We start from the raw sequence: 24,662 nt of genomic DNA on the forward strand, positions 1-24,662 counted from the left end.
GGCCTCCGCAAACTGCGGCGCGTAACTGGTGAGCAGGTCTTTCCAGTTGGCGGCGTTGTCGTAGCCCAGGCGGGCGGCGTCCTCCCGGCGCAGTGAGATAATGGGGAGCCACACATTGCCGGGGTGGCTGGCCACCGCCTCCGCCACCTGGGAGAGCACGAGGGGATCATCCGCCCCGGTGAACAGGCCGTGAGCGCCGGAGCGTTCTGCCCGAGGACGTTTGGCGATGTAGTCTACATAGTTCTCTCGTTTGGCAATGGTGAGCGAGGAACTCCAGAGGTTTCTCCTGCTCCAGAAGCGGCTCCAGATCTACTGCCCGGCTGTCATGGAGATATTCCATCAGCTGATTGTGGCAGAAACCCATAGCGGCGATTTCCTCAGCCTGGTTATAAACTTCAATGCTGGTTCGGGAGAGCATCCGTGTCTGGTAGTCTTCCATCTCTCGGTTTACTTTTTGCAGCAGGTCGTCATGGACTTCGGACCAGGCCATCTCACACACCGCCTTTCTGGTAGTCCACAGCGTCTTTGAGGGTGACGCTGCCGTTGGTGGACTTGACCTCCCGGACGCAGCGGCCCCGGAGGCGGTCCAGGTCCTCCTGGGGAATCTCCATCCCGGCTGCCAGGACATTCATCACCATGTCCAGCTCCACCGCCAGCTTGAACAGCAGACGGCACGTCCGGTTCTCGCTGTCGCGGACGGTACTCCGCAAGGCATCGGTCAGCGCGGCGGGCAGGAACTCACAGGCGTCCTGGCCGGAGACGTAGCCGGAATAAAACCGAATGGCCTTTTCGATGAACTCGTTTTGCGTCCGGCAGTTGTCCCGCGGGTATAGTTCTCTGACAAGCTGCTGCGTCTCCGGGGACATCCGCAGGGCGAACTTGATTTTTTCTCTGGGCATATAGCTTCTCCTTATATCGTCATTGTGGGGCACGCCGCTTCCGGCTGAGCCTGGGCAGCCATCCGATGGACTGCCAAGAGGTCCGGGGCGGTTTCCAGGATGCACGGATAGGCGTCCGCCAGCTTGGGCACTGCGTCGAGCAGCTCCTGAGAGACGAGCCAGAGGCTCGACGCGACGTCCGGGTGTTCCGACAGGATTTCAGGCGGATGGTACATAATCCACTCCCGGAGCTGGTCGCCATAGGCCCAGCAGTCCAGCAGCTTGACAGCTCCGGCCAGCACATCCTCGTCCCTGGAGATTCCAGCAGCGTCTGCGGCGGCCTGCACGGTGAGACAGGCGGTCTCCGACACATCGGCCCCGCTTTGCTCTGCGGCGCATTCCATCATCCCGCTCCAGACCTCTATGAACTGAACGATGGCCCGTCCGTCGGCGGTCTGATTTTGCTTGTGGGAAAAATCCGCGCAGTCCTTCTCCCTGCCGTATTTGATCTGCATGATACATTCCTCCTTTCTCCCTCCGGCGTTCACCGGCTGTCATTGGGCAGATTTACAAAAATAGGTCCGCACACCGCTTGGATGGGTTGCGGGGGCGCAGGGAATGTGGTATGATGCGTATACTGGAATTGAAATGGTTGACGGTCTCGTATGGAGGTGCGCCGCGTGAGCAGATATGAGTTTTCACTCCGTCAGGAAGTGCTGATGGAAAAGGGGGCTTCCGTTTTGGGGAACCTGTACCACTATGAGCGGGAGCAGAATGGGCAGAGCCAGCCGGTCCAGCTCATGTACGATTTGGTCTGGACGGCGAAGCAGGATATCCTGCTGGCCACGTCGGAGAAAGACCTGGACCGCATCGAAGGGCAGTTCGACCTTGCCGGGCAGTTCCTGTCCGGCATCAAGGCGGGCGGCAATGTCTGAACAGAATGTATCTGCCGGCTTCAGTGAAGCGGATGTGTCGGAGCTCCTGAAAAAAGAATTGCGGCTGACCTTGCGGCGCACGCACCAACAAGAACATCCCTGCGCTATCCTGCTGGCGGGCCAGCCGGGAGCGGGGAAGACGGAGCTGTCCACCATGCTGCTGTCGCAGATGCGTGGAGACGCCGCGTTCATCAACGGAGACGATTATCGCCGCTGTCATCCCAGCTACCAAAAGTTGTACGCCGCGTATGGCTCCGACTCGGTCGCCATGACCTCCGCGTTTTCCTCGGCGGTGGTGGAGGGCCTGATTGGACAGCTCTCCGACGCCGGGCGCAATCTGGTGATCGAAGGCACTGGCCGGACGGTGGAGGTCCCGAAGTCCACCGCCGAACTGCTGACGGGCAAGGGCTACCGTGTTGAGATCGCCGTCATCGCCGCCAGGCCGGAGGTCTCCCTTGCCAGCACGCTTCTGCGGTTCTACCAGATGAACGAGGGCGGGACAATTCCCAGGTCCACGGCGCTGGAGGCCCACGACAACATCGTGAGCGTCCTGCCGGAGAACCTGGACGCGCTGCGGGCGCTTCCCTGCGTCTCCCGCGTCAGCATTTGGGACCGGGAGCTGACGCTTCTGTACGACAGCGGCGGCAGTCAGGAACTGCCCTCCGCCGTCCTGCGCCGCTTCTGGAGCAGGCCATGGACAGAGGAAGAACTGTCCGGTGTTCGGAATGACCTTGCCGCTCTTCGGCAGAAGGAGCAGGAGAGCGGCCTGTGTCAGAGGGAGTCACTGGACGCTCTGGCACGGCGGATTGAAACCGCCGCTCAAACGAGCTTCCTATCGCGTGACTGACAAGAGGGCCTCCCACGCCGGTGGGAGGCCCTTTTTGCGCCCATATCCCCGAACGGAACCACGGAAAACCGCCCAACGGCGGGCCTTCGAGGAAAACCAGACCCCCGACCAGACCCCAGCGGGCGTAACCAGACCCCCGCGTCCTCGTCCCCGACCCGCTCTGCGGGGCGGTGTTCAGGGGCCGAGGGGTCCTTGTGACCCCCGGTTTTTATCCCGCACCTTTTTCGACCGGGCCTATTTGCGGTGCGCCTGGGCTCCTTGCTCTGGAGCGGGTCCGTTCGGCACAAGGCCCCGCAGGGCGTGCTCTGGTGAGGGGAGGGGTATCGCCCCGGCGGAGAGCTTGCGGCGGCAGCGTGGGGCGCCGGCGCGGCGGACAGTGCGGGAACAGCGGGAGGGCCGCTCCACAATAGGAGCGGCCCTCTGCCGGTACGGTCATGGGGTCCGTCTGTCGCTGCGGTAGGATTGGCAGTGGACGCACACGGTTTTGTTTTGCAGCTCGAAACGTTTGCCGGTGAACAGCCGGTATGGACTCACGCAGCTGTCGCGGACTATCCAGGGGGCGGAGCTTTTCTTCACGCTGTGGGCGCAGATTTCGTATCCGCGGGTGTTCCATCTTCTCATATGTCCCGCGCCCCCTGCTCCCCCTGGCCAGCCTGAGCGCACACGGGGCGGGCGCACTCAGGGAATGAACTGAACAGCCGCACGATGCTTCTCTTCTTTTTGTCGTAGACGAGGGCGCCGTCATAGGTTGGCCTCGGCGTTAATGCTCCGGCGCATATTGCTGGTGTTCCCCCGGTCCATCCGGTTTTTGTTTTGGGCGTTGTGGATGATGGCGTCCTCCTCTCCGGCGGTGGCCTGGCGGATATAGATGTGGAGAGCCACGCCGCTTTTCTCGCCCAGGTGGCAGAGGAGGGCCAGTTCCTCGGTGGTGGCGGGATAGCTCCGCAGGGCCATGGCGCAGCGGAAGGAGCCGCCCAGGACATAGGAATCCGTGTTGAACTTCATGGCGGTGGGAGCGATCATGTCCAGGAAGTCCTTGATTCGTGAGGCGGCGGGCTGAACGGCCCGGCTCTTTTTCTTCTTCTGCTTTTTAGTCATTGCCGTTCACGCTCCCTTCTCCGTCGAAGCTGTCAAAGCGCTCCGTGGTTATGTCCTGCTGGTAGTAGACGGCCAGCAGCCGCTTCACGTCCTGCTCGTTTGCCATGCGGACATGGAAGCCGCAGTCCCGGATGCGTTTCTCCATCTGCTTTAAGGCGCCGTAGTCCTCGTTGGACTTGGGGCCGACACGGTGGATAAGGGCGAACTCCCGCGCCGAGGCGGTGGTGGACTGGATGTCGTCCAGATGGGCCATATTCTTTCGGAGCATCTCCCGGATGGCGGGGACCTCCTCCCTCTCCAGGCGCGCTTGATAGTAGTCCTTATTGCTCTGGAAGGACTCGCGGGAGTCCAGGGCCAGAAGCTCGGCTTCGTCCATACCCCGGAGGAGGTCCGTCAGGGCGCGGACACGGCCCCGGACGCCCTCGGGGGAGAGGACAGAGAGATTATCCGGGCTGAGAAGAAAAAAGACCAGCTCACCCTTGGCCGTCTTCAGGCCGTGTTCGGTGAGCTGGTCGATGCCCATGAGCTGCCGGGTGGACAGACGCCGCCGCAGCTCCTTTTTCTGTTTTCGATTCAAGATCAGGACTCCTCCCATTCATAGTATTGCTGGTGCAGGAATAAGAAGCAGACGGCGCAGCGCAGGAAGTCCAGGATGCTGGCGCCCTCCATGCGGATGGAGAGGAAGGCGTAGAGGACGGTCAGCACCAGCAGGAGCATCCCGGCGCCGTGGCTCAGGGCCAGGACGGAGAGCAGGAGCCCCGCGCCGATAACCGCCACGTCCCGCAGCTCCCACAGCCACAGCTTGGCCTTTGCTTTCAGATTGTCGGGGTAGATATACATTATAATATTATTCGCCTCCCAAAAATGAAGGCGGCTGTGCGCCGCCTTCTGTGTATCTCATTCTGATCTGGGTTTACGGTGCGGCCGTGTCCGATTCGCCGCGCAGTTCCGCCAAGGCGCTCCGGCACCAGGCGATGTGCCCCTCCAGGTGCTTGACCAGCTCCGCCTCCGCAAGCTGTTCCGCCTCTTCCGGGGATACGCTGCCCAGCGGGAGTTTTTCGATCCGCAGGGACTGGCAGGTCAGGAACCACTCGCCGGGGGAGTGGATGTGGGGATGGATATTGACCCGCCCCAGATAGGGGACGCTGGCCACATAACTGCTGGAGACGATCTCCCGCCGGTTGTTCCTGCGCTCGTCTTTGGTCCACATCAGCATGTGCCGTCCTCCCCTCCGATAGATGCATCCGTCGGAGCTTCCGCCACCAGCGCCTTCTGGATGCAGTCCCGGAAGAAGGCGTTCTGCTTGATTCCGTTCTTCTTGAGGTAGTCCTTGAACCGCTCGAACAGTTCCTCCGATACCTGGAACGCGACCGTTCTCTGATTTCCTTTCATAATGGGTTTCCCCTCCTCTTCGTAAAATTTCGTAATGAGCCAAGTCATGTACTGGCCCAGGGTCTGACCGGACGCCTCCTGGCGTTGACGGAGCTGCGTATGAAGCTCAGCCGGAATGGGAGCGCAAAGATTTTTAATGGCGTCCATGTTCTGCCTCCTCCCCAGCTGGCTGGAATTCCGGCGCACTTTTCAGGCAGTCCAAAATCAGTTTCAGCAAAAATCCCTGCAGAGTGCATCCACGCAGCGCACACAGCATACGAAGCCGCCTATAGTCGCCCGGCTCTATTCTAACCTGTAGATGTTTGGGCATTTTAGTGTCTCCTTTCCAACTTTGTAAAGCAAGTATATCCCCAAAGCCATGTAAAAGCTATTCACGATACCCAACGATTAATCTATGGAAAACGAAGCGAAAGCAACAGGAGGGCCATCCACTGCCGGGTGGCCCTCCTGTATACGCTTTAACATCATTTCAAGACACTTCCAATGGCGCGCAGAAGGCTGTTCTCCTTATCGGACGTGTCCTGCGTCAGCTCCCAGATCATCACGCCGCCCAAGGCTTCCCTGGCGTACCGCGTCTTCTTGGCAATGGTGTCCGGCCCGTTGTAATAGACCTCCATGCCGTTATAGAGGACATGATCCCCGGCGGAAGCCTCCGGCACGGCGGCCAGGATCGCCCCATAGTCCGCCCAGCTGGGCCGGGCATAGAAGGGAAGCCCCAGCACCACCTTGTGAGCGGGCAGGCCGCGGGTTTCCTTCCAGTAGCGCCCGCAGTCCACGGCAAACTGATAGGAGGAGTGGCGCTCTCCGTCGCCGCCGTCATAGGCCATGACATTGATGAAGTCCAGGGCATTCAGCACGGCGTTGGAGTGGGCCGCCGCGTCATAGTAGACGTTTCCGTCCGCCGTGGCGCCGCTCAGCACCGCCGCCGTCAGCAGCCTGCCCTGGGCGTGGAGCCGCTCGGACAAGGCCAGCATCAGCGCTTCATATTGCCTGGCGCTGGTCCCGTCCACGCGGGGGTGCTCCCAGTCCATGTCCACGCCGTCGAAGCCATATGCCTCGCACATGGCGAGGATGCTTTCTACAAGCCGCTGGAGCCTGACATCGTCGGCGGTGGCCTCCATGAATACATTTTCCAGCGGGGTATCGTTGTAGCTCCAGCCGCCCACGGACAGCAGTACGTTCGCTCCGTTTTCATGGGCGGAACGGATCAGGGTCTTGGCGGTCTCCGGGTTTTCCAAATCCCGCAATCCGCCTTCTGCCGTAGGCATGGCGAAGGCGTAGCAGACGTGGGTCACCACGCCGAAGTCCACGGAGTTCAGCCTGTCCGGCTTCCAGCTGGGATAATAGCCTACCACTTTAAAGCCGGTCCGTTCCGCGTTGCGGGGCCCGGAGGCGTCAATGGGAACGCTGCTCACGCCCTCCGGCTGGACCGGCTCGCCGTCCAGGATTCCCAGGTCTTCCCACACGCCGCTGCTGTCAGGCCGCTCACCCTGGGTCCACCACCTGGCCCGGTACCGCCGCCCCTGATGGCTGACGGTATCGCCTCCGGTGTAAACTGCGGCGCTGTCCCAGATATCCGTTGGAGGGTCCGGCGCGGCGGAGCCGTCCGGTTCTTCGCCTGTGGTTTCCAGCGGCGGGGCCGTCTGCTCCTCCGGCTCTGTGTCTGGAAAGACGGCTGCTGAGGCCCCAGGGCGAGAATCCTCCGGAGCCGCCGCTATGCCGGTATCCTGCCGGATGCCGACGCGCAGCCAAACCGCAGAGGTCAGCAGCACGCCAAGGACAAAGCCGCCCAGGGCGTAAGCCAATTTTCGATTTCGTCCCATAGCGCCGCCTCCGCTCCAAGCCCGACAAGATTCGCCTTCGTTTGCTCCTATTATAAAGGATGAACAGGCCGGGCGCAATCTCGTTTTCTTCTTGTGTCCTGGATATGGATTGGGTATAATGGGGGCGAACAGGAGGTGTCCCTATGGAACGAAAGCGCTGCCGCTGGGCCGATCCGGCCTCTGAACTCTATACGGCCTATCACGACCAGGAGTGGGGGAGGCCGGAGCATGACGACCGGAAGCTCTTCGAAATGCTGATCCTGGAGGGCTTCCAGGCGGGCCTGTCCTGGATTACAATCCTGAAAAAGCGGGAGGCGTTCCGGCAGGCCTTCGACGGTTTCGATCCCGCGGTTGTCGCGGAGTACGGCCCGGAGAAGATGGAGGCACTGATGGAGGACCCCGGCATCGTGCGGAACCGCCGCAAGATTCAGGCGGCGGTCCAGAACGCGAGGGCTTTCCTGGACATCCAGAAGGAGTTTGGGTCTTTCGACCGCTACCTCTGGGGCTTCACGGACGGGCAGGTCATTCTGAACACAGACGACGAGGTCCGGGCCAGTACCGAGTTATCCGACCAGGTTTCCAAGGACTTGAAACGCCGGGGGATGAACTTCGTGGGCTCCGTCATCATCTACTCATTTTTGCAGGCGGTGGGCGTAGTTAACGACCACGAGACGGGATGCTGGTGTTATCCCCGGCAGAATTGGGAAGGGGAAACTCGCTGAAGCACGGAAGGACCATTGGATACACGCCCATCGCCATGGCGATTCCCCGCATGATGAACTCTACGCACGGTATCGCCACGCTGTTTCCCAAAGCCCGGTACCTGGCGGAGTCCGAGGCCCCCGGTATGCCCGTCCAGCCGTCCGGGAAACCCTGGAGCCGCTCGCATTCTGTCGCCGTAAGCCTCCTTATGAGCTTCGGCAGCGCTGCGGCGCATGTTTGCGCGAACGCCTCCGAGGCGGCCCGCTTCGCCGCCTGATAAATGTGATCGGTGGCGTCCTTATATTGCCTGGCGCTTTCTGTGGATGCGACATCTCCCTCCTGAAAGTGGTCTGTCCTCTGCCGGGTAAAGACGGCGTGCCGGTGCTCGGAGGTCAGCGTAAACGACAGCTCTTTCTGAACGCCAAGGCCATGACCGCCGTTCTCCGGGGCGCAGTCCACGGTATTGCCCAGGATGCAGAAAGTTTCCGGCGGCACGGAAACCAGGGGGAGGTTGTTCCCTCCTGAGCCATTACGATTGGTTAGTGTGGGGGACACCCTGTGCGGCCCTGTGTACCTTGCGTCGATGCCATGGTTTTCATAAACTCCAACGACCAGGGGCTGATTGTTGCCGCCCTGGCCAAAGCTGGCGGGCACGGTTTGGGCGGCGCTGACCGGGCCGCGGAACCTCGTGTCCTGGCCGTGATTGTCAAAAATCAGCGGCTGATGCCCATGCTCCTGAGCCCGCAGAGTGCCCGTCACATTTTCAGAGCACTCCATAACGCTGCCGCCCTGGTCGTTGAGGCAGAGGACGGAGGGCATCATGCTTCCGCTGGCGGTCCCCTTCAGTGTGGGAGCGACCTCCTCCTGATAGCCGATGGTCCCGGCGGCGGCTCCCGCTCCGGCGCAAAAGGCGGCGGTCAGCGCGCAGGGGTATTCCTGGCCGGGCATACCGCCTTCGCTGCCTTTGCTGACCACGCCCGCCGCGAACAGCAGCCCGCCGGGATTCCGGCCTCCGCCTCCGTCGGCGCTGGCCAGCGTGGGCGCTTTGCCCTCCGGCGTGAAGATCCTGGCCTGCTGGGTATCCCAGGGAGTAAGGCAGTCTTCCTCAGCGCGTTCCCGCCGGACCACGCCGCCGGCCGGCGGGCTTGCGCGGAACTCCTCCAGGGAGATCAAGCCCGCCTGGGCCTTCAGCGCCAGCTCCAATTGCGGCGGCAGATCCTTCCCCCGCTCCCCTGCCCGGCGCAGGATACCCAGGCAGGCTTTCCTGGTCAAATAATATTTGGATGGGACTTCCTCCTGCAAAATCGCAGACAAGGAAGATTCGGCGGCGTCTTTGGGGCACTCCGAGGTATTGAGCGTCCCACCGCACCCAAGCCACTGTGGATCGATCTCCCAATATGGCCCCAGCATATTTCCAGCGCCCGCGCGGAGGTCTAATAACATGAAGCTCTGGTTCCTCAATCTGGAGGAACGCCTCGAGGACCTGCCGGAAGTCCGAGCCCGGTGTTTTCCGCCCCGTTTTCGGGTCTCGTCCGCTGGAGAGGCTTCCCGGCACATTCTCCCACACGGCGAATCGGGGGCGAACATGGACACCTGTCCATCCATGACGTTTGTCTTCATCTCTCATCTCCTTGATGATTCGGATTTGCTCCATAAATAAGCCGGAGCGGGAGCCGGTCAAACCCGTTCTAGTCCCTGCGACACTGAGATCCTGGCACGGTGAGCCGCCGCAGACAACGTCTACAGGAGGAAGCTTGGCTCCGTCCAGCTTCGTGATATCCCCCACATGGACCATGTCGGGGAAGTGGTATTTCGTCACCTCGATGGGGAAGGCTTCGATTTCGCTGGCCCAGAGGGGCTCGATCCCCGCCCTGACCGCCGCGAGGGGAAAGCCGCCGATCCCATCGAAGAGGCTTCCCATGGTCAGCATGGCTTCCCCTCCTGTTATGAGTTCGGAGTCACCGCGTGAGCGATGCTCCGTGTGGTATTGATTGCCGTTTGGGCGGTATAGACCGCGCTCATGATATTGGCGTGGGTGGTGGTGTCCAGGCCGAAGGTCCCGGCGATGCGGGGCACCTCTCCGGCGGAGAGCATCAGCCCCAGGCCCAGCAGGGCGTGGTCCTTGAAGACCATGAGCCCCGCCACCAGAATGGTGGACTGCAAAAAGGCCGTCAGGCACAGGCCGACCACCTGCTTGATCCATTGGACGAATCCGTCGATGTAGCCCCTGGGGACGCTGAACATATAGAGGCTCCCCACGGCGATCTGGATGAGCAGGATGCCGCCCCGCTTCAGGTTGCTGAAAAACACCTTGATCACGGCATAGGCCATGAGGATGATGCAGAACAGCAGCATAAAGGGGCTGGTGAGGACGCTCAGGCCAAAGCCCAGGGACTGGCTGGCCATATCCGCTAGGCTGTCCACGCCCTGGAGGTCCGCAATGATGGCCTCTCCCACAGTACCGATGCTGTTTCCATACCCGGTGAGCCCTGTGGCGAAGGTCCCTTGCAAGGAGACCGACAGTGCGTAGAGCCGCACAGGTACGGTAGTAAAGAGCCCGGCGGCCATGAAGCCCTTGAGGGCGTTGATGGCGGTCTGCTGGAGGTTTCCCCGGCCGGAGGAGTATTCGATGCCGAACTCGAAGGCCGAGACCACCAGGCTGACGGCGAACAGGGCCCAGGCCAGCTGGGAGAAAAACAGGATGATGGCCTGGACCCATTCCAGGTCAAAAAGCTCCACGCCCATATTCCCCATCTCCGCAAAGAAGTTGCCGAGGAAACCGACCACCTGGCTATAGAACCAGTCGATGAGGTTATCCATGACTGTGGACGCTACAAAATCCCAGATAAAAATGTGTTTCACCTCCCGGTTATTGAATTTTAGGCAAAAAGAAACAGGCGCCGCTGTGCCGCGATGCGCCTGCCCGTTTACAGTTGTTTGGTGTGGTTCCTACATACTTGCCGCCTGAGAATTGTCCGGCTCTTGAAAAAGGCCCAGGTATTCCAGCGCTTTTTCCGTCAGAGCGTCCATGTCCGGCACAGGGCGCTGGACGCGCAGGAACGCGTCATCTTCGTGACTGTGGGAACCGTTTTCCACAGCTTTCGGGAGTTCCCAAAAATGGATTGTCACGGAGTCCACGGGCCCGGAAGATCGGTTTATGACGGTCAGCCGCAGCCCGTCGGCATAGCCTCCGCTGTGCGTGAAGGCGGCCTTTGCCAGAAACGCGCCGCCCAGGCGGAGGTAATATCCTCCACCCAGGCACACGGCCTCCAGCGAATGACGGCGCAGAGCGCCCAGCAGGTCTTCCTTATAGTTACCCATAGCTCTTGCTCATCCGAGTACCGGGCCAAAGGACTGCGGAGATTCTGCCTGGCCGGCGTCCTCTTGCGGCATGATCACAGGCTCGTCTTTATGCGCTTTGCAGGCAGAAACCGCCAGCATGATCCTGCGCTCCTGCAGCAGTTCCATCCGGCAGTCATCCAGGGTTTCCGCCGTGACCGGGTGATGGAAGACGGATTCCGCCGCCTCCCGGAACCGTTCCATGGTCATACAGAGCTTTTCGACGCTCAGCTGGAAATCCACAATCTCCTCCGGCGTTTTTGTCTCATACCACCGAAGCTCCTCCAGCCGCCGGGCTTCATCCCCGGTAAGCCGTTCCGTATGACGCTGATCCGCCTCGTAGAGAGCGTCAAAGGCGTCGATATCCTCTTGCTTTGAAACGGTGACAGGGACAGCGGACATCTCCCGCAGGGCGTTCGCCACCAGCCGGGTCATGACGTCCGGGTCCGCGCAAAGCCGCTGGAGCTCTTCTTCACGGATGGCATTGTCTCCCCGAACGCCGTTTTGCTCGACGCGCATGGGGCGGAGGGTCACGGTATATTCCTTGACCTCCGGGGGCAAGGGCGTCTCCCCATAGGGATCGGGGTCCATACAGACGACAGTACCCACCTTTGTCAGCGGGAGCGTGCTGACGCCGTAGCCCCAGGGACCGATTCCAACGTCGCACATCCCATAGGTACGCTGCCGGAGCTCCGCCGCCAGCTTGAGGATGGGATTCGATTTGGCCTGTTCTTCTGTTAATACCGGCATTTCGGGTTCCTCCTATGACATGATTTGCCCGGTCTGCTGGGAGGGGGCCTCCGGCCCGGCCTGCCGGAATTCCGCCTCCTCCTGATAGAAAAATTCCAGGCCGTCGTGACAGAGCCTGGCGCAGAGTTCCACTCCCTGTTCCGTAAAGATTTTCAGGAGTTCAACCTCCTCGCCAAAGACGCCGTTGTACTGTCTTTCCAGCGCTTCCTCAAATGAGGTTTGCTCTTCAGGCGTCAGGCTGGAGGAAAGCTCCAGTTCTACGGCGGCATACAGTCGGTCCTCACTGGTGCAGGTACTCAGGCGGGCGGTATGGACCTTGGCGCGGAGCGCCGCCTCCATTTCGGGTTCATCCGGCAGGGAGAGGCGCGGCATAAGATCGTCGTTCTGGAAATTTTGGAAAAGAAACTCCCGCAGGGCGCGGCGGATACAGGGCTCGTACTCTGCCGCGTATTCATAGAGGCATTCAGGGCCTCCCTCAATGCCATTCTCCCATATGGTTACCCAGAGCGGTGAAACGAATCGGTCTGTTTTGTTGTGTTCCACTTGAAGCCACCTCACATCCCGATAATGCCCCAAATATAAGAGGGGGCGGTGAGACAGAAGATGAGGCAGACCAGGAGGATGACGGGCGGGGTCCACTCGAACTGGCCCCGCTGGCGGTAATCGAAGTAGGCGCTGCCCACCTTGATAAAGAAGGCGATGGCAAGGATCATGTCCAGGGCCGGGAAAACGACGGTATCCACCACGGTCTTGACCTGCCCGGAAGCGGCGGTCCAAGTCTGCTGGATGGCGCCGGAGACGTCGCCGCTGCCTCCGGCGGCGAGGGCAGTGGTGCAGCAGACGGCGCACACCATTGCGGCGGTCAGCAGAAGTCGGATCAGTTTCTTGGGTTTCATATGAGGTTCCTCCTTAAAAATCAAATAGCAAGAGAAGGGCCGTCCTGGATGGACGGCCCTTTCCGCGATTGCTCAGTATCCGGTGCGGGGCAGGGGCTTGGAGGGCTTCACGGGCTTGTATACCGTGGTGACCCAGCGGTCGGTGGCCATGATCCCGCTTCAGGATGGTGAGGGTGCAGAGGGGATCGTCATAGAAGCGGAGGGTCTGCGTATCCCCGGCATTGACTACCACCGTCTGCGGTGCGGGGTCCTTCTGGTAAAAGTCCGGAGCTTTATCCTCTGTCACCACCAGCGTCCCAGGCATGACCTTGGAAATCACGATCTGGCCGTTCTGGTCCGTGGTGTAGAGGCCGTTGGAGCTGGTGAGGCCCTCGTTGTCCGGCAGCAGTTCGCCATTGGAGTAGACAATTTTGAACCGCGCCCCGGCCAGGGGCTCCTTCGTGATCTTGTCGTATTTTTCGACCACGAGTCCGCCCTTGGGAGTATTGGTCACGATGACCGTTTGGGTGTCGCCGTTGGGCCCAATCACCACATTGGTGCTGGGCGCGTCCATGACATAACCAGCCGGCGCTTTTACCTCAGTCAAAATCAGCGCCCCGGGAGCGAGATTGGATACCCGGATTTCGCCGTTGCTGTCCGTGGTGAAAATGCCGTTTTGGGTAAGGGTGGCGGAGCCGATCACGCCGTCCAGGCCAACCTCACAGCCTGCCGCCGTGGTCAAACGGAATTGGGCACCGGGGAGGGGCTGGCCGCTGATGCTGTCCCGCTTCTGGATAATCAGCTTTCCCTTGGGCTGGTTTTTGAAGGTCAAAGTGACCGTGCGGCCTTCCTTGATCTGGATGGTCTGCGACTGCGAGTCGATGATGAATCCATCCGGCGCACGCACCTCCGTCACGACCACGCTCTTTCCAGGTTTCAGCCCGGAGATCCGCACTTCGCCGTTTTCATCGCTCCGATAGATGCCGTTGGAATCACCGATGAGCGTTCCGTCCGCATAGGTGACTTTGAACTCGGCGTCCTGGAGGGTGATGCTGGGATTGACAGAGCAGACCTTGCGGATCAAGAGATTCCCGTCCGGCGCGTTGTCAAAGCGGACCGTGACAACGCTCTGCTCACCGCTGTCTGCCAAGTATACGGTTTCGGAAGAGTTGATAATGGTGTACCCGTCCGCGGGATCGATTTCCTCGCAGATGTACGTTCCCGCAGTCAAGCCTGTCCAGATGCAGGTGCCATTTTTCCCGGTTACCTTCTGGCCGATGACCGTGCCGCCGGTGCCCGAAGTGCCGCCCAGGAAGCGAAGCTGGAAGGTACAGCCGGGCAGCCATGATTAAGATTTTCCGCCAGCTTACGGGCGTAGGTATCTAGAAGACGGTCAATCTTTTCGTGGTACATGGGGTCCACTCTGGCCTTCTGGGCCTCGGCAATGGCGGCGGCCTTGTCTACCTCCTGGCGATAGGACGCGGTGGCGCTGCCGGGCTCATAGTTCCAGAAACTGTTCATTTCCTTGGCCCGGCGGGCGAGGGTTTCGTCAATTGAATAATAGGTGGGCATGGTATCTACTCCTCTCATAGTTCATAGTTTCATCCCCTACATCATGGTGATCTGACCAATGACTTGCTCCACAGGCTTGCGGTAGTCTTTCAATTCCCTTGCTGTGGCAGTGCGGATGCCCGCACCGTGGGTTGTTTCCGCAGAAACCAGCCGTCCCTCCTGGAGCAGTCGGTTGATCAGCTCAGACATGAATCGGTTCCCCACTGCATTGTGCCGTTCCCGGTCACAGAGGCGGAGGATCTCAAAGTGCTCCGCGAAGCGCGCCGCGACAGGATCGGTGATGTAAAGATTGGTTCGCTTGGTCCTGCAATGTTCCAGGATGAAGGCCGTGATCTCCTCATGCTTGGCCTCCAGCACAGCGCGGTATTCCTCATCACTCAGATCGGCGTATTCTTCGCAGCAGTCTACAGCATAGCATCGGAAGGTCTTGCCTTTTGACAGCCGCTCTTGCAGAGGCTGGATATTTGCCTCTTCCATCACGCCGCTGAAGCTGGTCGGGTGCAGGTAGAGGTCCTGCCGGTCCTTTGCGGCCGTATCGCAGACTCCGTTGGAGCCTGGGTGGAGCGTCCATCCCAGCTGTTGAAACAGGCTGCGGCACTCCTGCTCAAATGCGGCCTCGTCCGCCTCGTTTGACCAGTCGGAGTTACAGCCGTAACCGTAACCATAGGCGTATGCTTGGATGCGGAAATATACTTTTCGGTATGCCACGTTCATCCTCCTTAGCGGTTCATTTCCTTAATGGAATAGGCAGCCATGGATTCAACTCCTCTCGTAGATTTGCGGGTGAAGCAGCAGTAAGAGTATCACAAGCCGGTCTGTACGGCTATTCACTATATTCAACTAATTTTGGCATAGTTTTTGGTGGAAATATTCCAGCGCCCTTTTTCGTCAACCTGTGATACAAAAAGGGCGCCGGACGGTTGGCTGTGCATAGCCAACAAATCCGGCGTCAAAATTTCGTGTATTGTGATCTTGTGAAAAGAGGGGGGAATGCGGCGTCTGAAAAAGGGCACAGGCGTTTAAATAGCCGCTTGTCTGCAAAAAGGGGGAGTTCGAACCCCTCCAGTCGTGCCGAAACCCTGAAAAAATCCATTTTGCGGGATTTTGAAATCCCAAAAAACAAAAAGGTGAAACAATTGGGACTCTAAGCGTTCAGCCTAGAATATCCAGATTGTTTCACCTTTATGGCAGCGGGTGAAGGATTCGAACCCTCACATACAGAGTCAGAGTCTGCTGTGCTACCTTTACACAAACCCGCTGTATTGCCGTGGAACAGCTATTATTATACTAAAAATCTCCGCCTTGTCAAGGGGTTTTCAAATTTTTTCCCAAATTTCTTTTTTGGGGAAAAATCCGGCCGTTCCCCCTTCCGCCCGGAGACGGAACTGTGCTATAATAGAGCCCACATTCCCAAAGAAAGGAGCCTCGCACATGATACTGCTAGAGGGCGTCCGCCTTTCCCCCGGCGGCGGGGAGGAGGACCTCCGCGCTCGGGCCGCGAAGCTGCTGCGCCTCCGCCCGGCGGACCTTCGGGACCTCCGGGTCCTGCGCCGCAGCGTGGATGCCCGGGAGGACGCGGCCCTGACGTATACCCTGGCGGTCTTGGTGGAAAACGAGGCCGCTGTCCTCCGCCGCTGCCGGGGCCGGAAAGTCAGCCGCTGGGAGCCGGGACCGGCCTACCGCCTGCCGGAGGCCCTGCCTCCGCCGGAGATTCCGCCGGTGGTGGCGGGCGCGGGCCCCGCGGGGCTCTTCGCCGCCCTGGCGCTGGCGGAGGCGGGCCAGAGGCCCATCCTCCTGGAGCGGGGCCGCCCTGTGGAGGCCCGCCGGGCAGATGTGGAGCGGTTCTGGGCCTCCGGGGCCCTGGACACGGAGTCCAACGTCCAGTTCGGCGAGGGCGGGGCCGGGGCCTTTTCCGACGGGAAGCTGTCTACCGGCACCAAGGACCTCCGCCACCGCTTCATCCTGGAGCGCCTGGCTGCCTGCGGCGCGCCGGGGGACATCCTCATTGACGCCAAGCCCCATGTGGGCACGGATTACCTCTACAAGGTCCTCCAAAACCTCCGCCGGGAGCTGACCGCCCTGGGGGCGGACATCCGTTTTCAGACCCGGCTGGAGGACCTGCGGATGGAAAACGGGGCGCTGACGGCCATAGAGCTCTCCGGCCCGGCGGGGCGGGAGGTCCTGCCCTGCCGGAATCTGATCCTCTGCCCGGGCCACTCCGCCCGGGACACCTTCGAGATGCTCCACCGCCGGGGCGTGCCCCTGGAGGCCAAGCCCTTTGCCGTGGGCCTGCGCATCGAGCACCGCCAGGCGGACTGCGACGCGGCCCAGTACCGGCGGTACGCCGGGCATCCGGGCCTTCCCGCCTCCACCTATAAGCTCTCCTGCCATCTGCCCAGCGGGCGGGGCGTGTTTTCCTTCTGCGTCTGCCCCGGCGGGGAGGTGGTGGCCGCCGCCTCGGAAACGGGACGGGTGGTGACCAACGGCATGAGCGAATTCGCCCGGGACAAAGAGAACATCAACGGGGCCATTTTGGTAAACGTCACCCCGGAGGATTTCGGCGGGGACGGCTCCCCCTTGGCGGGGGTGGCGTTCCAGCGGCGGCTGGAGGAGGAGGCCTACGCCCTGGGCGGCGGCGGCTACCGGGCCCCTGCCCAGCGGGTGGAGGACTTCCTGGCCCGCCGCCCCTCCGGGGGACCGGGGCGGGTGAAGCCCAGCTACCGTCCCGGCGTCGCGTGGACGGATCTCCACCAGTGCCTGCCTCCCTTCGTCTCGGCGGCGCTGGAGGAGGCCCTGCCCATCCTGGGCCGGAAGCTCCGGGGCTATGACGCTCCGGACGCCGTGCTCACCGCCGTGGAGAGCCGCAGCTCCTCCCCCGTCCGTATCTCCCGGGGCCCGGACGGCCAGTCGGCCCTCCGGGGGCTCTACCCCTGCGGCGAGGGGGCGGGCTACGCCGGAGGCATTCTCTCCGCCGCCGCCGACGGCATGAAAGCCGCCGAGGCCCTGCTGAAACATTCACGACAAGGAGACGATCCGTCATGAGAGACATCTGCGTTTATCAGGAGTTCCTTACCGAGGCCCACAAGGCCCGGATTCGAGAGACGGCGGAGGACTTGGGCTTTACGCCTCATTTCTTCACCCTGGACCAGTTTGAGGAGGCGAAGGCCTGCCTCCAGGGCTGTGAAATCCTCTATGCCCACAACCCGGAGCTTCTTCGGGCGGCCCCGGCGTCTTTGAAGTGGTACTGCTGCTCCTACGCCGGGGTGGACCCCTACTGCAAGGACCCCGGCCTCTTCGCAAACCCGGACTGCCTGCTGACCAACTCCAACTGCTATGGCGTCACCATCGCGGAGCATGTGGTCATGGTGCTGCTGATGCTGCTCCGGCGGATGCCGGAGTATGAAGAGGTGGTCCGAAGCCGGGGCTGGAGCAACCAGCTTCCCATCCGGTCCATCCGGGACAACACGTTTACCATCCTGGGCACAGGGGACATCGGCGTCAACGTGGCGGATCGGCTCCGCGGCATGGGGGCCGCCCGCATCACCGGATTGAGCCGCAGCGGCCGGGCGCGGGAGGGGTTTGACGAGGTGCTGCCCATCTCGCGGCTGGACGAGGCGCTGCCCCAGGCCCGGAATCTCATTATGGCCCTTCCCGGCACGGCGGAGACCTATCACATCCTGAACCGGGCGCGGATTGCCCTGCTGCCCCGGGGGGCTTACGTGGTGAACGTGGGCCGGGGCGCCGCCGTGGAGCAGGAGCCCCTGGCGGAGGCCCTGAACGCCGGGCACTTAGGCGGCGCGGCCCTGGACGTGATGGACCCGGAGCCCCTGCCCGGGGATCATCCCCTGTGGACGGCCCGGAACATCATCCTCACCCCCCACGTCTCGGGGAACATGACCCTGGGCTATACCTGCGACCGGAACGTGGAGATGTTCTGCGAAGACTTGGGGAACTACGCCGCCGGGCGGCCCCTGAACGGCCTCATCGACCGGGCCAGGGGCTATTGAGAATGTGAAAAAGCGGCCCCGGTCAGGGGCCGCTTGGCGGTCAGGTTTTGGTTTTCAGCGGGCCAGGCAAACGGCACCGCCCAGTACCACGATGGAAAACAGCGTGTACAGCATGTGGGGCACCTCCTTCTTTCATAAAATCATTTGCGGCGTCAGCGCTTGATGCAAGCGGCGCCGCCCAGCAAGGCCATGAACAGCAGCGTGTACAAAGTGCTCATTTCCGGGGCACCTCCTTCTCTCTTGAGGTTGATTGCATGATACCACGGCCCGGAGGGAAAGACATTCAATATCTTGCCGGGATTTCCCGGGGAAGGCCCTGGCCCGGGCGGGGCGGGGCAGCCGGTTTTATAACATCTTGCGCTCCCGTGGGGGAGGGAAGGAGGACCCTGCGGCAGACGAACGGATTTTGTGCTTTGTGAAACGGGAGGCGCGCCCCTTTTTCACGCCGGAAACCATGCCCCGGCTGGCCTACGTCAGCCGGACCCTGCCCTCGGACCGGGCCTACCACAGCATCCTCCACGCCCACCAGGACCTGGCGGAGATTTTGCTGATCTGCGGGGGAGAGGGGCGCTTCCTGGTGGGGGAGGCCTTTTATGAGGTGAAGGCCGGGGACCTGCTCCTTTACAACAGCGGCGTGGTCCACGACGAGTTTTCCAGCCCGGAAAACGCCATCTCCGCTTACTGCGCGGGCATCTCCGGGCTGCGGCTGCCGGGGCTGCGGGAGAACGCCCTTGTGGCCGACGGGGCCCCGGCCCTCTTCCACGCGGGGGAGGAGGCGGAGGACCTGGTGCTTTTGATGGATATGATGTACCGCTACCTGCTGGAGGACCGCCCGGGCTGCGAGGCCCTGTGCCACCACCTGACCCTGGCCCTTCTGGGGCGCATCCTCCAGCTCACCGGGGACGCCCGGGTCCGGGAGGACCCGGAGCCCAAGAACCTGGGCAGGCAGGTCCAGGCGTTCATCGACGGGCACTTCAGCGAGCCCCTGACCCTCCAGGACATGGGAAAGGCCCTCCACGTCAGCCCCTACTACCTCTCCCACGTCTTCAAGGAGACCAGCGGCTACTCCCCCACCCAGTACCTCCTCCGCCGCCGGATCGGCGAGGCCCAGAACCTGCTGATCGCCACGGACCTGCCCATGGCGAAAATTGCGGAGCAGGTGGGCTTTGAGACCCAGAACTATTTCAACCTCCAATTCTCCAAGCATGTGGGAATGCCCCCGAAAAAATACCGGGAGTCCTTCGTGGGGAAGAAAAAGCCATAAAAAACCGGACGGGAATTCCCGTCCGGTTTTTTTGCCGCGCTACAGCGCCATGGTCTCCCACTTGTGCCCCCGGAAGCGGGGGAGAAAGAAGGCGATGCGCAGGAGCCAGTCCGCGAACATGGCTATCCAGATGCCCAGGACGCCGAAGCCTAAAACCCGCCCCAGCAGCACGCCGAAGCCCACCCGCATGGTCCACATGGAGACGGAGGAGACCACCATGGTGAACCGGGTGTCCCCCGCGGCCCGGAGGGCCTGGGGCAGGGTGAAGGACAGCGGCCAGAACAGCATGCCCATGAAGCCGTGGAGCCAGACGATCTGCCGGGCATAGCCCTCCGCCTCCGGCGAGACGTTGTACAGCCGGAGGACCAGAGGCATGGACAGGTACACCAGCAGGATGCAAAGGTCCATGGCGGCATAGGCCGCCTTAATCAGCTTTTTTGTGTAGGTCCGGGCCTTGCCGTAGTCCCCGGCCCCCACGCACTGGGACACCACCGTCACGATGGCAAGGCCCATGGCGTTCCCCGCCACGCACTGGAAGGTGGCCAGGGAGTTGCCGATGGCGTTGGCCGCCACGGAGGCGGTGCCCAGGACGGAGACGGTGGAGAGGAGCAGGATCTTTCCCAGCTGGAACATGCTGCTCTCCAGGCCGTTGGTCACGCCGAAGCGGAGGATGTTCCGCATGATGCGGCGGTCGTGCCGGAGGCTCAGCCGCTCCACCTGAAGGGCCAGGCCCGGCCGCCGGAGCAAAACCAGCATGGCTGCCGCCGCGAAAACCCGGGAAACCACCGTGGGAATCGCCACGCCCTCCACCCCCATGCGGAGGCCGAAGATCAAAAGGGCGTTCCCCCCGGCGTTGATGACGTTCATCACCAGGGAGACCCACATGGAAATTTTCGCGTTCCCCATGACCCGGAAGAGGGCCGCCCCGGCGCTGTAGACCGCCAGGAAGGGGGTGGAGGACTCCACAATGAGATAATAGGTGTTGGCGTAGGCCGCCACGTCCGGCTCCACCTGTCCGAAGACCACGTTCAGCACAAAGCCCTTTCCCAGGTAGAAGAGGGCCATGATGAGCAGGGAAGCCTCCATCATGAAGAGCAGCAGCTGCTCTCCGGCGTGGCCGGCCTTGTCCCGCTCCCGGCGGCCCAGGAACTGCCCGGCGATGGCCGCGCCGCCGGTGGCCAGGGCGGCGAAGGCCCCTACCAGCAGCACGTTCACCGTGTCCACCAGGGACACGGCGGATATGGCCGCCTCGCCCACCTGGGAGACCATGACGGAGTCCAGCAGGCCCACGGTGATGGCCAGCAGCTGCTCAATGACCAGGGGGACGATGAGCCGCCGGAGGTCCCGGTTGGTAAAGTCGATTTGAATAGGTTTGAGTTCCATGGAAGCTCCTTATCTATATCTATCGAAATTCTCTGGGATTCATGTGGAAGGTGTTTCGAAAGGCCCGGAGGAAGGTGGAGTACTCGGAAAAGCCCACCTGCTCCGCCGCCTTCATCACCGGCACCCCGGCCCGGATCAGCTCTCCCGCCCGGAGGAGCCGCTTCTGGCTGATGTATTGGTGGATGGTGTAGCCGGTGACGGCCTTAAAGCGGTGCATCAGGTAGTAGCGGCTCAGGTAGAAGCGCCCCGCCAGGGCGCTGACGGTCAGATCGGCGTCCAGATTGGCGGTGATGTAGCGCAGGATCTCCTCGATCTTGGGGTCTACCCGGTAGCTGTCCGTCTCCTCCTGGGCGGTGCGGTCCCGGAGGATGTCCCGGTTCACGCCTATCAAAAGCTGCTGGCAGAGGGTGTCCGCCATGCGCCCCGCGCCGAACTCCGCGGAGTGGAGGGCCTCCTCCAGCCGCTGGACGGCCCCCATGTACTGGAGGCGGCGCTCCGCGTCCGTCCGCAGCAGGTGGAAGCCCCGGCGGCGGGCGGCGTCAAAGCAGGCGTCCAGGGCCTCGCCGGGGTCGCTCCGGGCGGCCAGCCAGTCCCGGCCCAGCCAGATGACCACCCGCTCATAGGGCTCCGAGGGGTCGATGACGGGCCTGTGAATCAGATTGTGCTGGACCAGCAGGATGTCCCAGGGCTGGAGGAAGTAGGTGACGCCCTCCACCAGATAGGCCGCTTTTCCCCCCAGGAGGAGGATGAGCTTGTCGAATTCGTGATAGTGATAGTCCACCTTCTGGGCCCGGCTGTCCTTCAGATGGAAGAGGCGGAAGTCCTCGTTGAGGTAACCCCGTTTGCTGGCGGTTTCTCCAATGAACACGGCGCCGTCCCCCCTTTCCCGGTTTGCGACCTCTATCCTAGCGCACTTTTTGCCCTGCCGCAACCCGAATATCCAACAAACCTGGAAAAAGATTTTCCCCATCTTTGGCGGAAGCGGCAAAAACACGGGCTCTGGAAACGAAAAATTTGGGCACACGGAGTTCTTGAAATTTGCTATAGTTATGTGTAAGATATTCAAGCATATAATGAAGGACAAGGGGTGTCCTTTCGAAGACCGGATTCCCGACACGGTATGAGGTGAATGTATGAACGCTTATGTAGTTGCGGACCAGCGCTGGGCTTTCGGCCGAAACGGCGGGCTGCTCTTTTCACTGCCCACGGATTTGGAGCATTTCCACTCCCTGACCCGGAACGGCACCGTCATTATGGGTCCGGAGAGGCTGGAGTTCTTCACGGGAGGGGCTCCCCTGCCCCAGCGGCGGAATATCATCGTCACGCGGAACCTTGCCGCCCTGCCGGAGGGGACGGAGGGAGTTCCTTCTCCGGAGAAGGCCCTGGCACTGGCCGGGGGCCCGGAGGCGGAGAACCTGTGGATCATCGGCGGGGGCAGCATTTACGCCGCCCTGCTCTCCCGGTGCCGCCGGGTGTACCTCACGCGGGTGGAGACCCGGGTGCAGGAATCGGATACGTTTTTCCCCAACCTGGACAAGCTGCCCAATTGGGAGGTGGCCTCCGAAGGGGAGCCCATGGAGGAGGACGGCATGAAGTTCCGCTTCCTGGAATACGTGAACACAAAGCTGGCGGGCTGAGCCCGCGGGGACTTTCGGGAACACCCGGAAGTCCCTTGTTTTTCCCCCTGCCCCAGGGTATAATGAGGAGGCAATTCCAGCTGGAGAGGAGGCGGCCCCATGGCGGATTTGAAAACGGACGTGCGCTATATCAAGGGCATCGGCGAGCAGCGGGCCAAGGCCCTTGGAAAGCTGGGCATTCACACCCTCCGGGACCTGATTTCCTGGTTCCCCCGGCGGTATGAGGACCGGACCGAAACCCGCCGCGTCGCGGACCTGGTCCCCGGCGAACCCGCCTGCGTCGCCGCCATGGTCGCCGCGCCCCCCACGGTGTCCCACATTCGCAAGGGCTTGGACCTGGTGAAGGTCCGGACGGTGGACGAGACGGGGGCCCTGGATGTGACCTTCTTCAACCAGTCCTGGCTGAAAAACAGCCTCCAGGCGGGGGAGACCTACATCTTCTATGGCAGGGCGGAGGGGAGCCTGCTCCGCCGCCGGATGGCGAATCCCGTGGTGGAGCCGGAGGGACGGCGGGAGGCCACGGGCCGCATTGTCCCCGTCTACCCCCTCACCGCCGGGGTCAGCCAGATGATCCTCTCCCGGTCCATCCGCCAGGGGCTGGACGCCTGCGGGGATATTCTGCCTGACATCCTGCCGGACCAGGTCCGGCGGGAGCACCAGCTCTGCCGGGTGGGCTACGCCTATGAGAACATCCACTTCCCCGCCGGCGGTCAAGCCCTGGAGCTGGCCCGGCGGCGGCTGGCCTTTGAGGAGCTGTTCCTCTTCACCCTGGGCCTCCGGCGGCTGCGGCAGCGGCGGGAGACCGTGAAGGTGGAGCCCTTCCGCCCCGTGGACATGGGGCCGTTTTACAGGGCGCTCTCCTTCACCCTGACGGAGGCCCAGGGCCGCTGCGTGGAGGAGGCCCTGGGGGACATGGCCTCCGGCAGGCCCATGAACCGCCTCTGCCAGGGGGACGTGGGCAGCGGCAAGACCATGGTGGCCGCCGCCTGCGTGTACTTCGCGGTGAAAAACGGCCGCCAGGCGGCGCTGATGGCCCCCACGGAGATTCTGGCCCGGCAGCATTACGAGGGCCTGGCCCCCCTGATGGAGCCTTTGGGGGTCCGCTGCGCCCTGCTCACGGGGTCCCATACCGCGAAAGAGAAAAAGGCCCTGGCCGCGGGCCTGGCCGCGGGGGAGATCGACTTTGTGGTGGGCACCCACGCCCTCATCACCGGGGGGGTGGAATACCGGCGATTGGGGCTGGTGGTGACGGACGAGCAGCACCGCTTCGGCGTTGGGCAGCGGGCGGCCCTGGCGGGGAAGGGGGACCACCCCCACACCCTGGTCATGTCCGCCACGCCCATCCCCCGGACCCTGGCCCTGATCCTCTACGGGGATTTGGACGTGTCCGTCATCGACCAGCTTCCCCCGGGGCGGCGGCCCGTCCAGACCTCCTTTGTGGACAGCCGCTACCATCCCCGGATTTATCAGTTCCTGCGCAAACTGGTGGGGGAGGGGCGGCAAGCCTACATTGTCTGCCCCCAGGTATCCGAGAGCGAGGAGGGCGGAGACGACCGGAAGGCCGTGACGGAGTACGCCGCCAAGCTCCAGAAGGAGGTCTTCCCGGACCTCCGGGTGGCCTATGTCCACGGGAAGATGAAGCCCAAGGAGAAGGATGCGGTGATGGCCGCCTTCGCCGCCCGGGAGACGGACATCCTGGTGTCCACCACCGTTATCGAGGTGGGGGTGGACGTGCCGAACGCCGCCGTCATGGTGGTGGAGAACGCGGAGCGCTTTGGCCTCAGCCAGCTTCACCAGCTCCGGGGCCGGGTGGGCCGGGGAGAGTGGCAGTCCTATTGCGTCCTCGTCTCCGACAACCAAAACGAGGAGACCCGCCGGCGGCTGAAGGTTATGGTGAAGACCGCCGACGGCTTCAAAATCGCCGAGGAGGACCTGCGCCTCCGGGGGCCCGGGGACTTCTTCGGCCAGCGGCAGCACGGTCTGCCGGGGCTGCGGGTGGCGGACATTGGCTGTGACGCCCAGCTCCTGCGGGAGGCCCAGGCGGCGGCGGACGCGCTGCTGGAGCGGGACCCGGAGCTGAAAAGCTGCCCCGCCGCGGCGGAGCGGATGGCGGAGCTGTTTACGGAGGCGGAGCTTACTTTTTCCTGAGGGGAAAGACCG

The 24,662-nt window shown here is 62.3% G+C and carries 26 protein-coding genes, 1 tRNA gene and 4 pseudogenes; 8 read left to right on the top strand and 23 right to left on the bottom strand.

Annotated features, from left to right (window positions below; all coding sequences use genetic code 11):
- The 4 genes and pseudogenes from Q1M04_RS06520 to Q1M04_RS06535 form a co-directional block, all read right to left on the bottom strand.
- Positions 1 to 258, bottom strand: a pseudogene (locus Q1M04_RS06520) (sel1 repeat family protein); the annotation flags it as partial.
- Complete coding sequence (locus tag Q1M04_RS06525; protein WP_300446942.1) at positions 167 to 490, bottom strand: hypothetical protein; 324 nt, start codon at positions 488 to 490, stop codon at positions 167 to 169. The gene Q1M04_RS06525 and the pseudogene Q1M04_RS06520, both read right to left, overlap by 92 nt.
- Position 491: 1 nt before the next feature.
- Positions 492 to 899: a hypothetical protein gene (locus Q1M04_RS06530; RefSeq protein ID WP_297999456.1), complete on the bottom strand. Its 408-nt coding sequence runs from the start codon at positions 897 to 899 to the stop codon at positions 492 to 494.
- 11 nt (positions 900 to 910) lie between these two features.
- Complete coding sequence (locus Q1M04_RS06535; RefSeq protein WP_297999454.1) at positions 911 to 1,393, bottom strand: hypothetical protein; 483 nt, start codon at positions 1,391 to 1,393, stop codon at positions 911 to 913.
- Between the two features lie 165 nt (positions 1,394 to 1,558).
- Between Q1M04_RS06535 and Q1M04_RS06540 the strand changes: the two genes are divergently transcribed.
- Positions 1,559 to 1,813, top strand: a complete 255-nt coding sequence (locus Q1M04_RS06540; RefSeq protein ID WP_204791981.1) for a hypothetical protein — start codon at positions 1,559 to 1,561, stop codon at positions 1,811 to 1,813.
- Positions 1,806 to 2,660, top strand: a complete 855-nt coding sequence (locus tag Q1M04_RS06545) for a zeta toxin family protein (RefSeq protein WP_297999451.1) — start codon at positions 1,806 to 1,808, stop codon at positions 2,658 to 2,660. The genes Q1M04_RS06540 and Q1M04_RS06545 overlap by 8 nt, the downstream gene beginning before the upstream one ends.
- A gap of 432 nt (positions 2,661 to 3,092) precedes the next feature.
- Here Q1M04_RS06545 and Q1M04_RS06550 read toward each other — a convergent pair whose 3' ends face one another.
- The 7 genes from Q1M04_RS06550 to Q1M04_RS06580 all read right to left on the bottom strand — a co-directional run bounded on the left by Q1M04_RS06550 (position 3,093) and on the right by Q1M04_RS06580 (position 6,973).
- Positions 3,093 to 3,281 carry a hypothetical protein gene (locus tag Q1M04_RS06550; RefSeq protein WP_204791984.1) on the bottom strand — a complete coding sequence of 63 codons (189 nt, stop codon included), beginning with the start codon at positions 3,279 to 3,281 and terminating at the stop codon, positions 3,093 to 3,095.
- 120 nt (positions 3,282 to 3,401) lie between these two features.
- Positions 3,402 to 3,758 carry a hypothetical protein gene (locus tag Q1M04_RS06555; RefSeq protein ID WP_297999447.1) on the bottom strand — a complete coding sequence of 119 codons (357 nt, stop codon included), beginning with the start codon at positions 3,756 to 3,758 and terminating at the stop codon, positions 3,402 to 3,404.
- Positions 3,751 to 4,335: a hypothetical protein gene (locus tag Q1M04_RS06560; protein ID WP_297999445.1), complete on the bottom strand. Its 585-nt coding sequence runs from the start codon at positions 4,333 to 4,335 to the stop codon at positions 3,751 to 3,753. The genes Q1M04_RS06555 and Q1M04_RS06560 overlap by 8 nt, the downstream gene beginning before the upstream one ends.
- Before the next feature lie 2 nt (positions 4,336 to 4,337).
- Positions 4,338 to 4,598 carry a hypothetical protein gene (locus Q1M04_RS06565; protein ID WP_297999443.1) on the bottom strand — a complete coding sequence of 87 codons (261 nt, stop codon included), beginning with the start codon at positions 4,596 to 4,598 and terminating at the stop codon, positions 4,338 to 4,340.
- Between the two features lie 73 nt (positions 4,599 to 4,671).
- Positions 4,672 to 4,974 (bottom strand): hypothetical protein, encoded by a 303-nt coding sequence (locus Q1M04_RS06570; RefSeq protein ID WP_204792231.1) that lies wholly within the window; start codon positions 4,972 to 4,974, stop codon positions 4,672 to 4,674.
- Positions 4,968 to 5,297 (bottom strand): hypothetical protein, encoded by a 330-nt coding sequence (locus Q1M04_RS06575; RefSeq protein WP_204792230.1) that lies wholly within the window; start codon positions 5,295 to 5,297, stop codon positions 4,968 to 4,970. Before Q1M04_RS06575 ends, Q1M04_RS06570 begins: the two co-directional genes overlap by 7 nt.
- A 317-nt stretch (positions 5,298 to 5,614) precedes the next feature.
- On the bottom strand, positions 5,615 to 6,973 hold the full coding sequence (locus Q1M04_RS06580) for a glycosyl hydrolase family 18 protein (RefSeq protein WP_297999439.1): 1,359 nt from the start codon (positions 6,971 to 6,973) through the stop codon (positions 5,615 to 5,617).
- Between the two features lie 143 nt (positions 6,974 to 7,116).
- Between Q1M04_RS06580 and Q1M04_RS06585 the strand changes: the two genes are divergently transcribed.
- Positions 7,117 to 7,695 carry a DNA-3-methyladenine glycosylase I gene (locus tag Q1M04_RS06585; RefSeq protein WP_297999436.1) on the top strand — a complete coding sequence of 193 codons (579 nt, stop codon included), beginning with the start codon at positions 7,117 to 7,119 and terminating at the stop codon, positions 7,693 to 7,695.
- Here the strand turns inward: Q1M04_RS06585 and Q1M04_RS06590 are convergent.
- The 10 genes and pseudogenes from Q1M04_RS06590 to Q1M04_RS06635 all read right to left on the bottom strand — a co-directional run bounded on the left by Q1M04_RS06590 (position 7,631) and on the right by Q1M04_RS06635 (position 15,470).
- Positions 7,631 to 9,605: pseudogene (locus Q1M04_RS06590) on the bottom strand (DNA cytosine methyltransferase). The gene Q1M04_RS06585 and the pseudogene Q1M04_RS06590 sit on opposite strands and share 65 nt — an antisense overlap.
- A 14-nt stretch (positions 9,606 to 9,619) precedes the next feature.
- The gene (locus tag Q1M04_RS06595) at positions 9,620 to 10,528 is read right to left on the bottom strand and encodes a conjugal transfer protein TrbL family protein (protein WP_297999458.1); all 909 of its coding nucleotides are present in this window, start codon (positions 10,526 to 10,528) and stop codon (positions 9,620 to 9,622) included.
- 96 nt (positions 10,529 to 10,624) lie between these two features.
- A complete protein-coding gene (locus Q1M04_RS06600; RefSeq protein WP_297999433.1) occupies positions 10,625 to 10,996 on the bottom strand; it encodes a hypothetical protein in 372 nt (123 codons plus the stop codon).
- Positions 10,997 to 11,005: 9 nt separating this feature from the next.
- Positions 11,006 to 11,764 (bottom strand): hypothetical protein, encoded by a 759-nt coding sequence (locus tag Q1M04_RS06605; RefSeq protein WP_297999432.1) that lies wholly within the window; start codon positions 11,762 to 11,764, stop codon positions 11,006 to 11,008.
- Between the two features lie 12 nt (positions 11,765 to 11,776).
- Positions 11,777 to 12,307: a hypothetical protein gene (locus Q1M04_RS06610; protein WP_297999429.1), complete on the bottom strand. Its 531-nt coding sequence runs from the start codon at positions 12,305 to 12,307 to the stop codon at positions 11,777 to 11,779.
- Between the two features lie 11 nt (positions 12,308 to 12,318).
- On the bottom strand, positions 12,319 to 12,660 hold the full coding sequence (locus Q1M04_RS06615; RefSeq protein ID WP_297999427.1) for a DUF3852 domain-containing protein: 342 nt from the start codon (positions 12,658 to 12,660) through the stop codon (positions 12,319 to 12,321).
- Between the two features lie 151 nt (positions 12,661 to 12,811).
- Positions 12,812 to 13,981: pseudogene (locus Q1M04_RS06620) on the bottom strand (SpaA isopeptide-forming pilin-related protein); the annotation flags it as partial.
- Positions 13,981 to 14,211 (bottom strand): annotated as a pseudogene (locus tag Q1M04_RS06625) (hypothetical protein); the annotation flags it as partial. The pseudogenes Q1M04_RS06625 and Q1M04_RS06620, both read right to left, overlap by 1 nt.
- A gap of 36 nt (positions 14,212 to 14,247) precedes the next feature.
- Positions 14,248 to 14,919, bottom strand: coding sequence for a hypothetical protein (locus tag Q1M04_RS06630; RefSeq protein ID WP_297999419.1), 672 nt, complete (start codon positions 14,917 to 14,919; stop codon positions 14,248 to 14,250).
- 477 nt (positions 14,920 to 15,396) lie between these two features.
- Positions 15,397 to 15,470 (bottom strand) — tRNA-Gln (locus Q1M04_RS06635).
- Between the two features lie 172 nt (positions 15,471 to 15,642).
- On the opposite strand from Q1M04_RS06635, the gene Q1M04_RS06640 reads away from it, so the two are divergent.
- The 3 genes from Q1M04_RS06640 (at position 15,643) to Q1M04_RS06650 (ending at position 19,482) form a co-directional block, all read left to right on the top strand.
- A complete protein-coding gene (locus Q1M04_RS06640) occupies positions 15,643 to 17,253 on the top strand; it encodes an NAD(P)/FAD-dependent oxidoreductase (RefSeq protein ID WP_297999418.1) in 1,611 nt (536 codons plus the stop codon).
- Positions 17,250 to 18,218, top strand: coding sequence for a D-2-hydroxyacid dehydrogenase (locus Q1M04_RS06645; protein WP_297999417.1), 969 nt, complete (start codon positions 17,250 to 17,252; stop codon positions 18,216 to 18,218). The genes Q1M04_RS06640 and Q1M04_RS06645 overlap by 4 nt, the downstream gene beginning before the upstream one ends.
- 415 nt (positions 18,219 to 18,633) lie before the next feature.
- Positions 18,634 to 19,482, top strand: coding sequence for an AraC family transcriptional regulator (locus Q1M04_RS06650; RefSeq protein ID WP_297999416.1), 849 nt, complete (start codon positions 18,634 to 18,636; stop codon positions 19,480 to 19,482).
- Positions 19,483 to 19,521: 39 nt separating this feature from the next.
- On the opposite strand, the gene Q1M04_RS06655 is transcribed toward Q1M04_RS06650, so the two are convergent.
- Both Q1M04_RS06655 and Q1M04_RS06660 read right to left on the bottom strand, forming a co-directional pair.
- A complete protein-coding gene (locus Q1M04_RS06655; protein WP_297999415.1) occupies positions 19,522 to 20,865 on the bottom strand; it encodes an MATE family efflux transporter in 1,344 nt (447 codons plus the stop codon).
- Between the two features lie 19 nt (positions 20,866 to 20,884).
- Complete coding sequence (locus Q1M04_RS06660) at positions 20,885 to 21,733, bottom strand: AraC family transcriptional regulator (protein ID WP_297999414.1); 849 nt, start codon at positions 21,731 to 21,733, stop codon at positions 20,885 to 20,887.
- A 265-nt stretch (positions 21,734 to 21,998) separates the two neighbouring features.
- Between Q1M04_RS06660 and Q1M04_RS06665 the strand changes: the two genes are divergently transcribed.
- Both Q1M04_RS06665 and recG read left to right on the top strand, forming a co-directional pair.
- Complete coding sequence (locus tag Q1M04_RS06665) at positions 21,999 to 22,502, top strand: dihydrofolate reductase (protein WP_204791573.1); 504 nt, start codon at positions 21,999 to 22,001, stop codon at positions 22,500 to 22,502.
- 99 nt (positions 22,503 to 22,601) lie between these two features.
- Positions 22,602 to 24,650: an ATP-dependent DNA helicase RecG gene (gene recG, locus Q1M04_RS06670; protein WP_297999413.1), complete on the top strand. Its 2,049-nt coding sequence runs from the start codon at positions 22,602 to 22,604 to the stop codon at positions 24,648 to 24,650.
- Positions 24,651 to 24,662: the final 12 nt, after the last annotated feature.

It is taken from the genome of uncultured Oscillibacter sp. (assembly GCF_950073225.1).
GTDB lineage: Bacteria > Bacillota > Clostridia > Oscillospirales > Oscillospiraceae > Oscillibacter.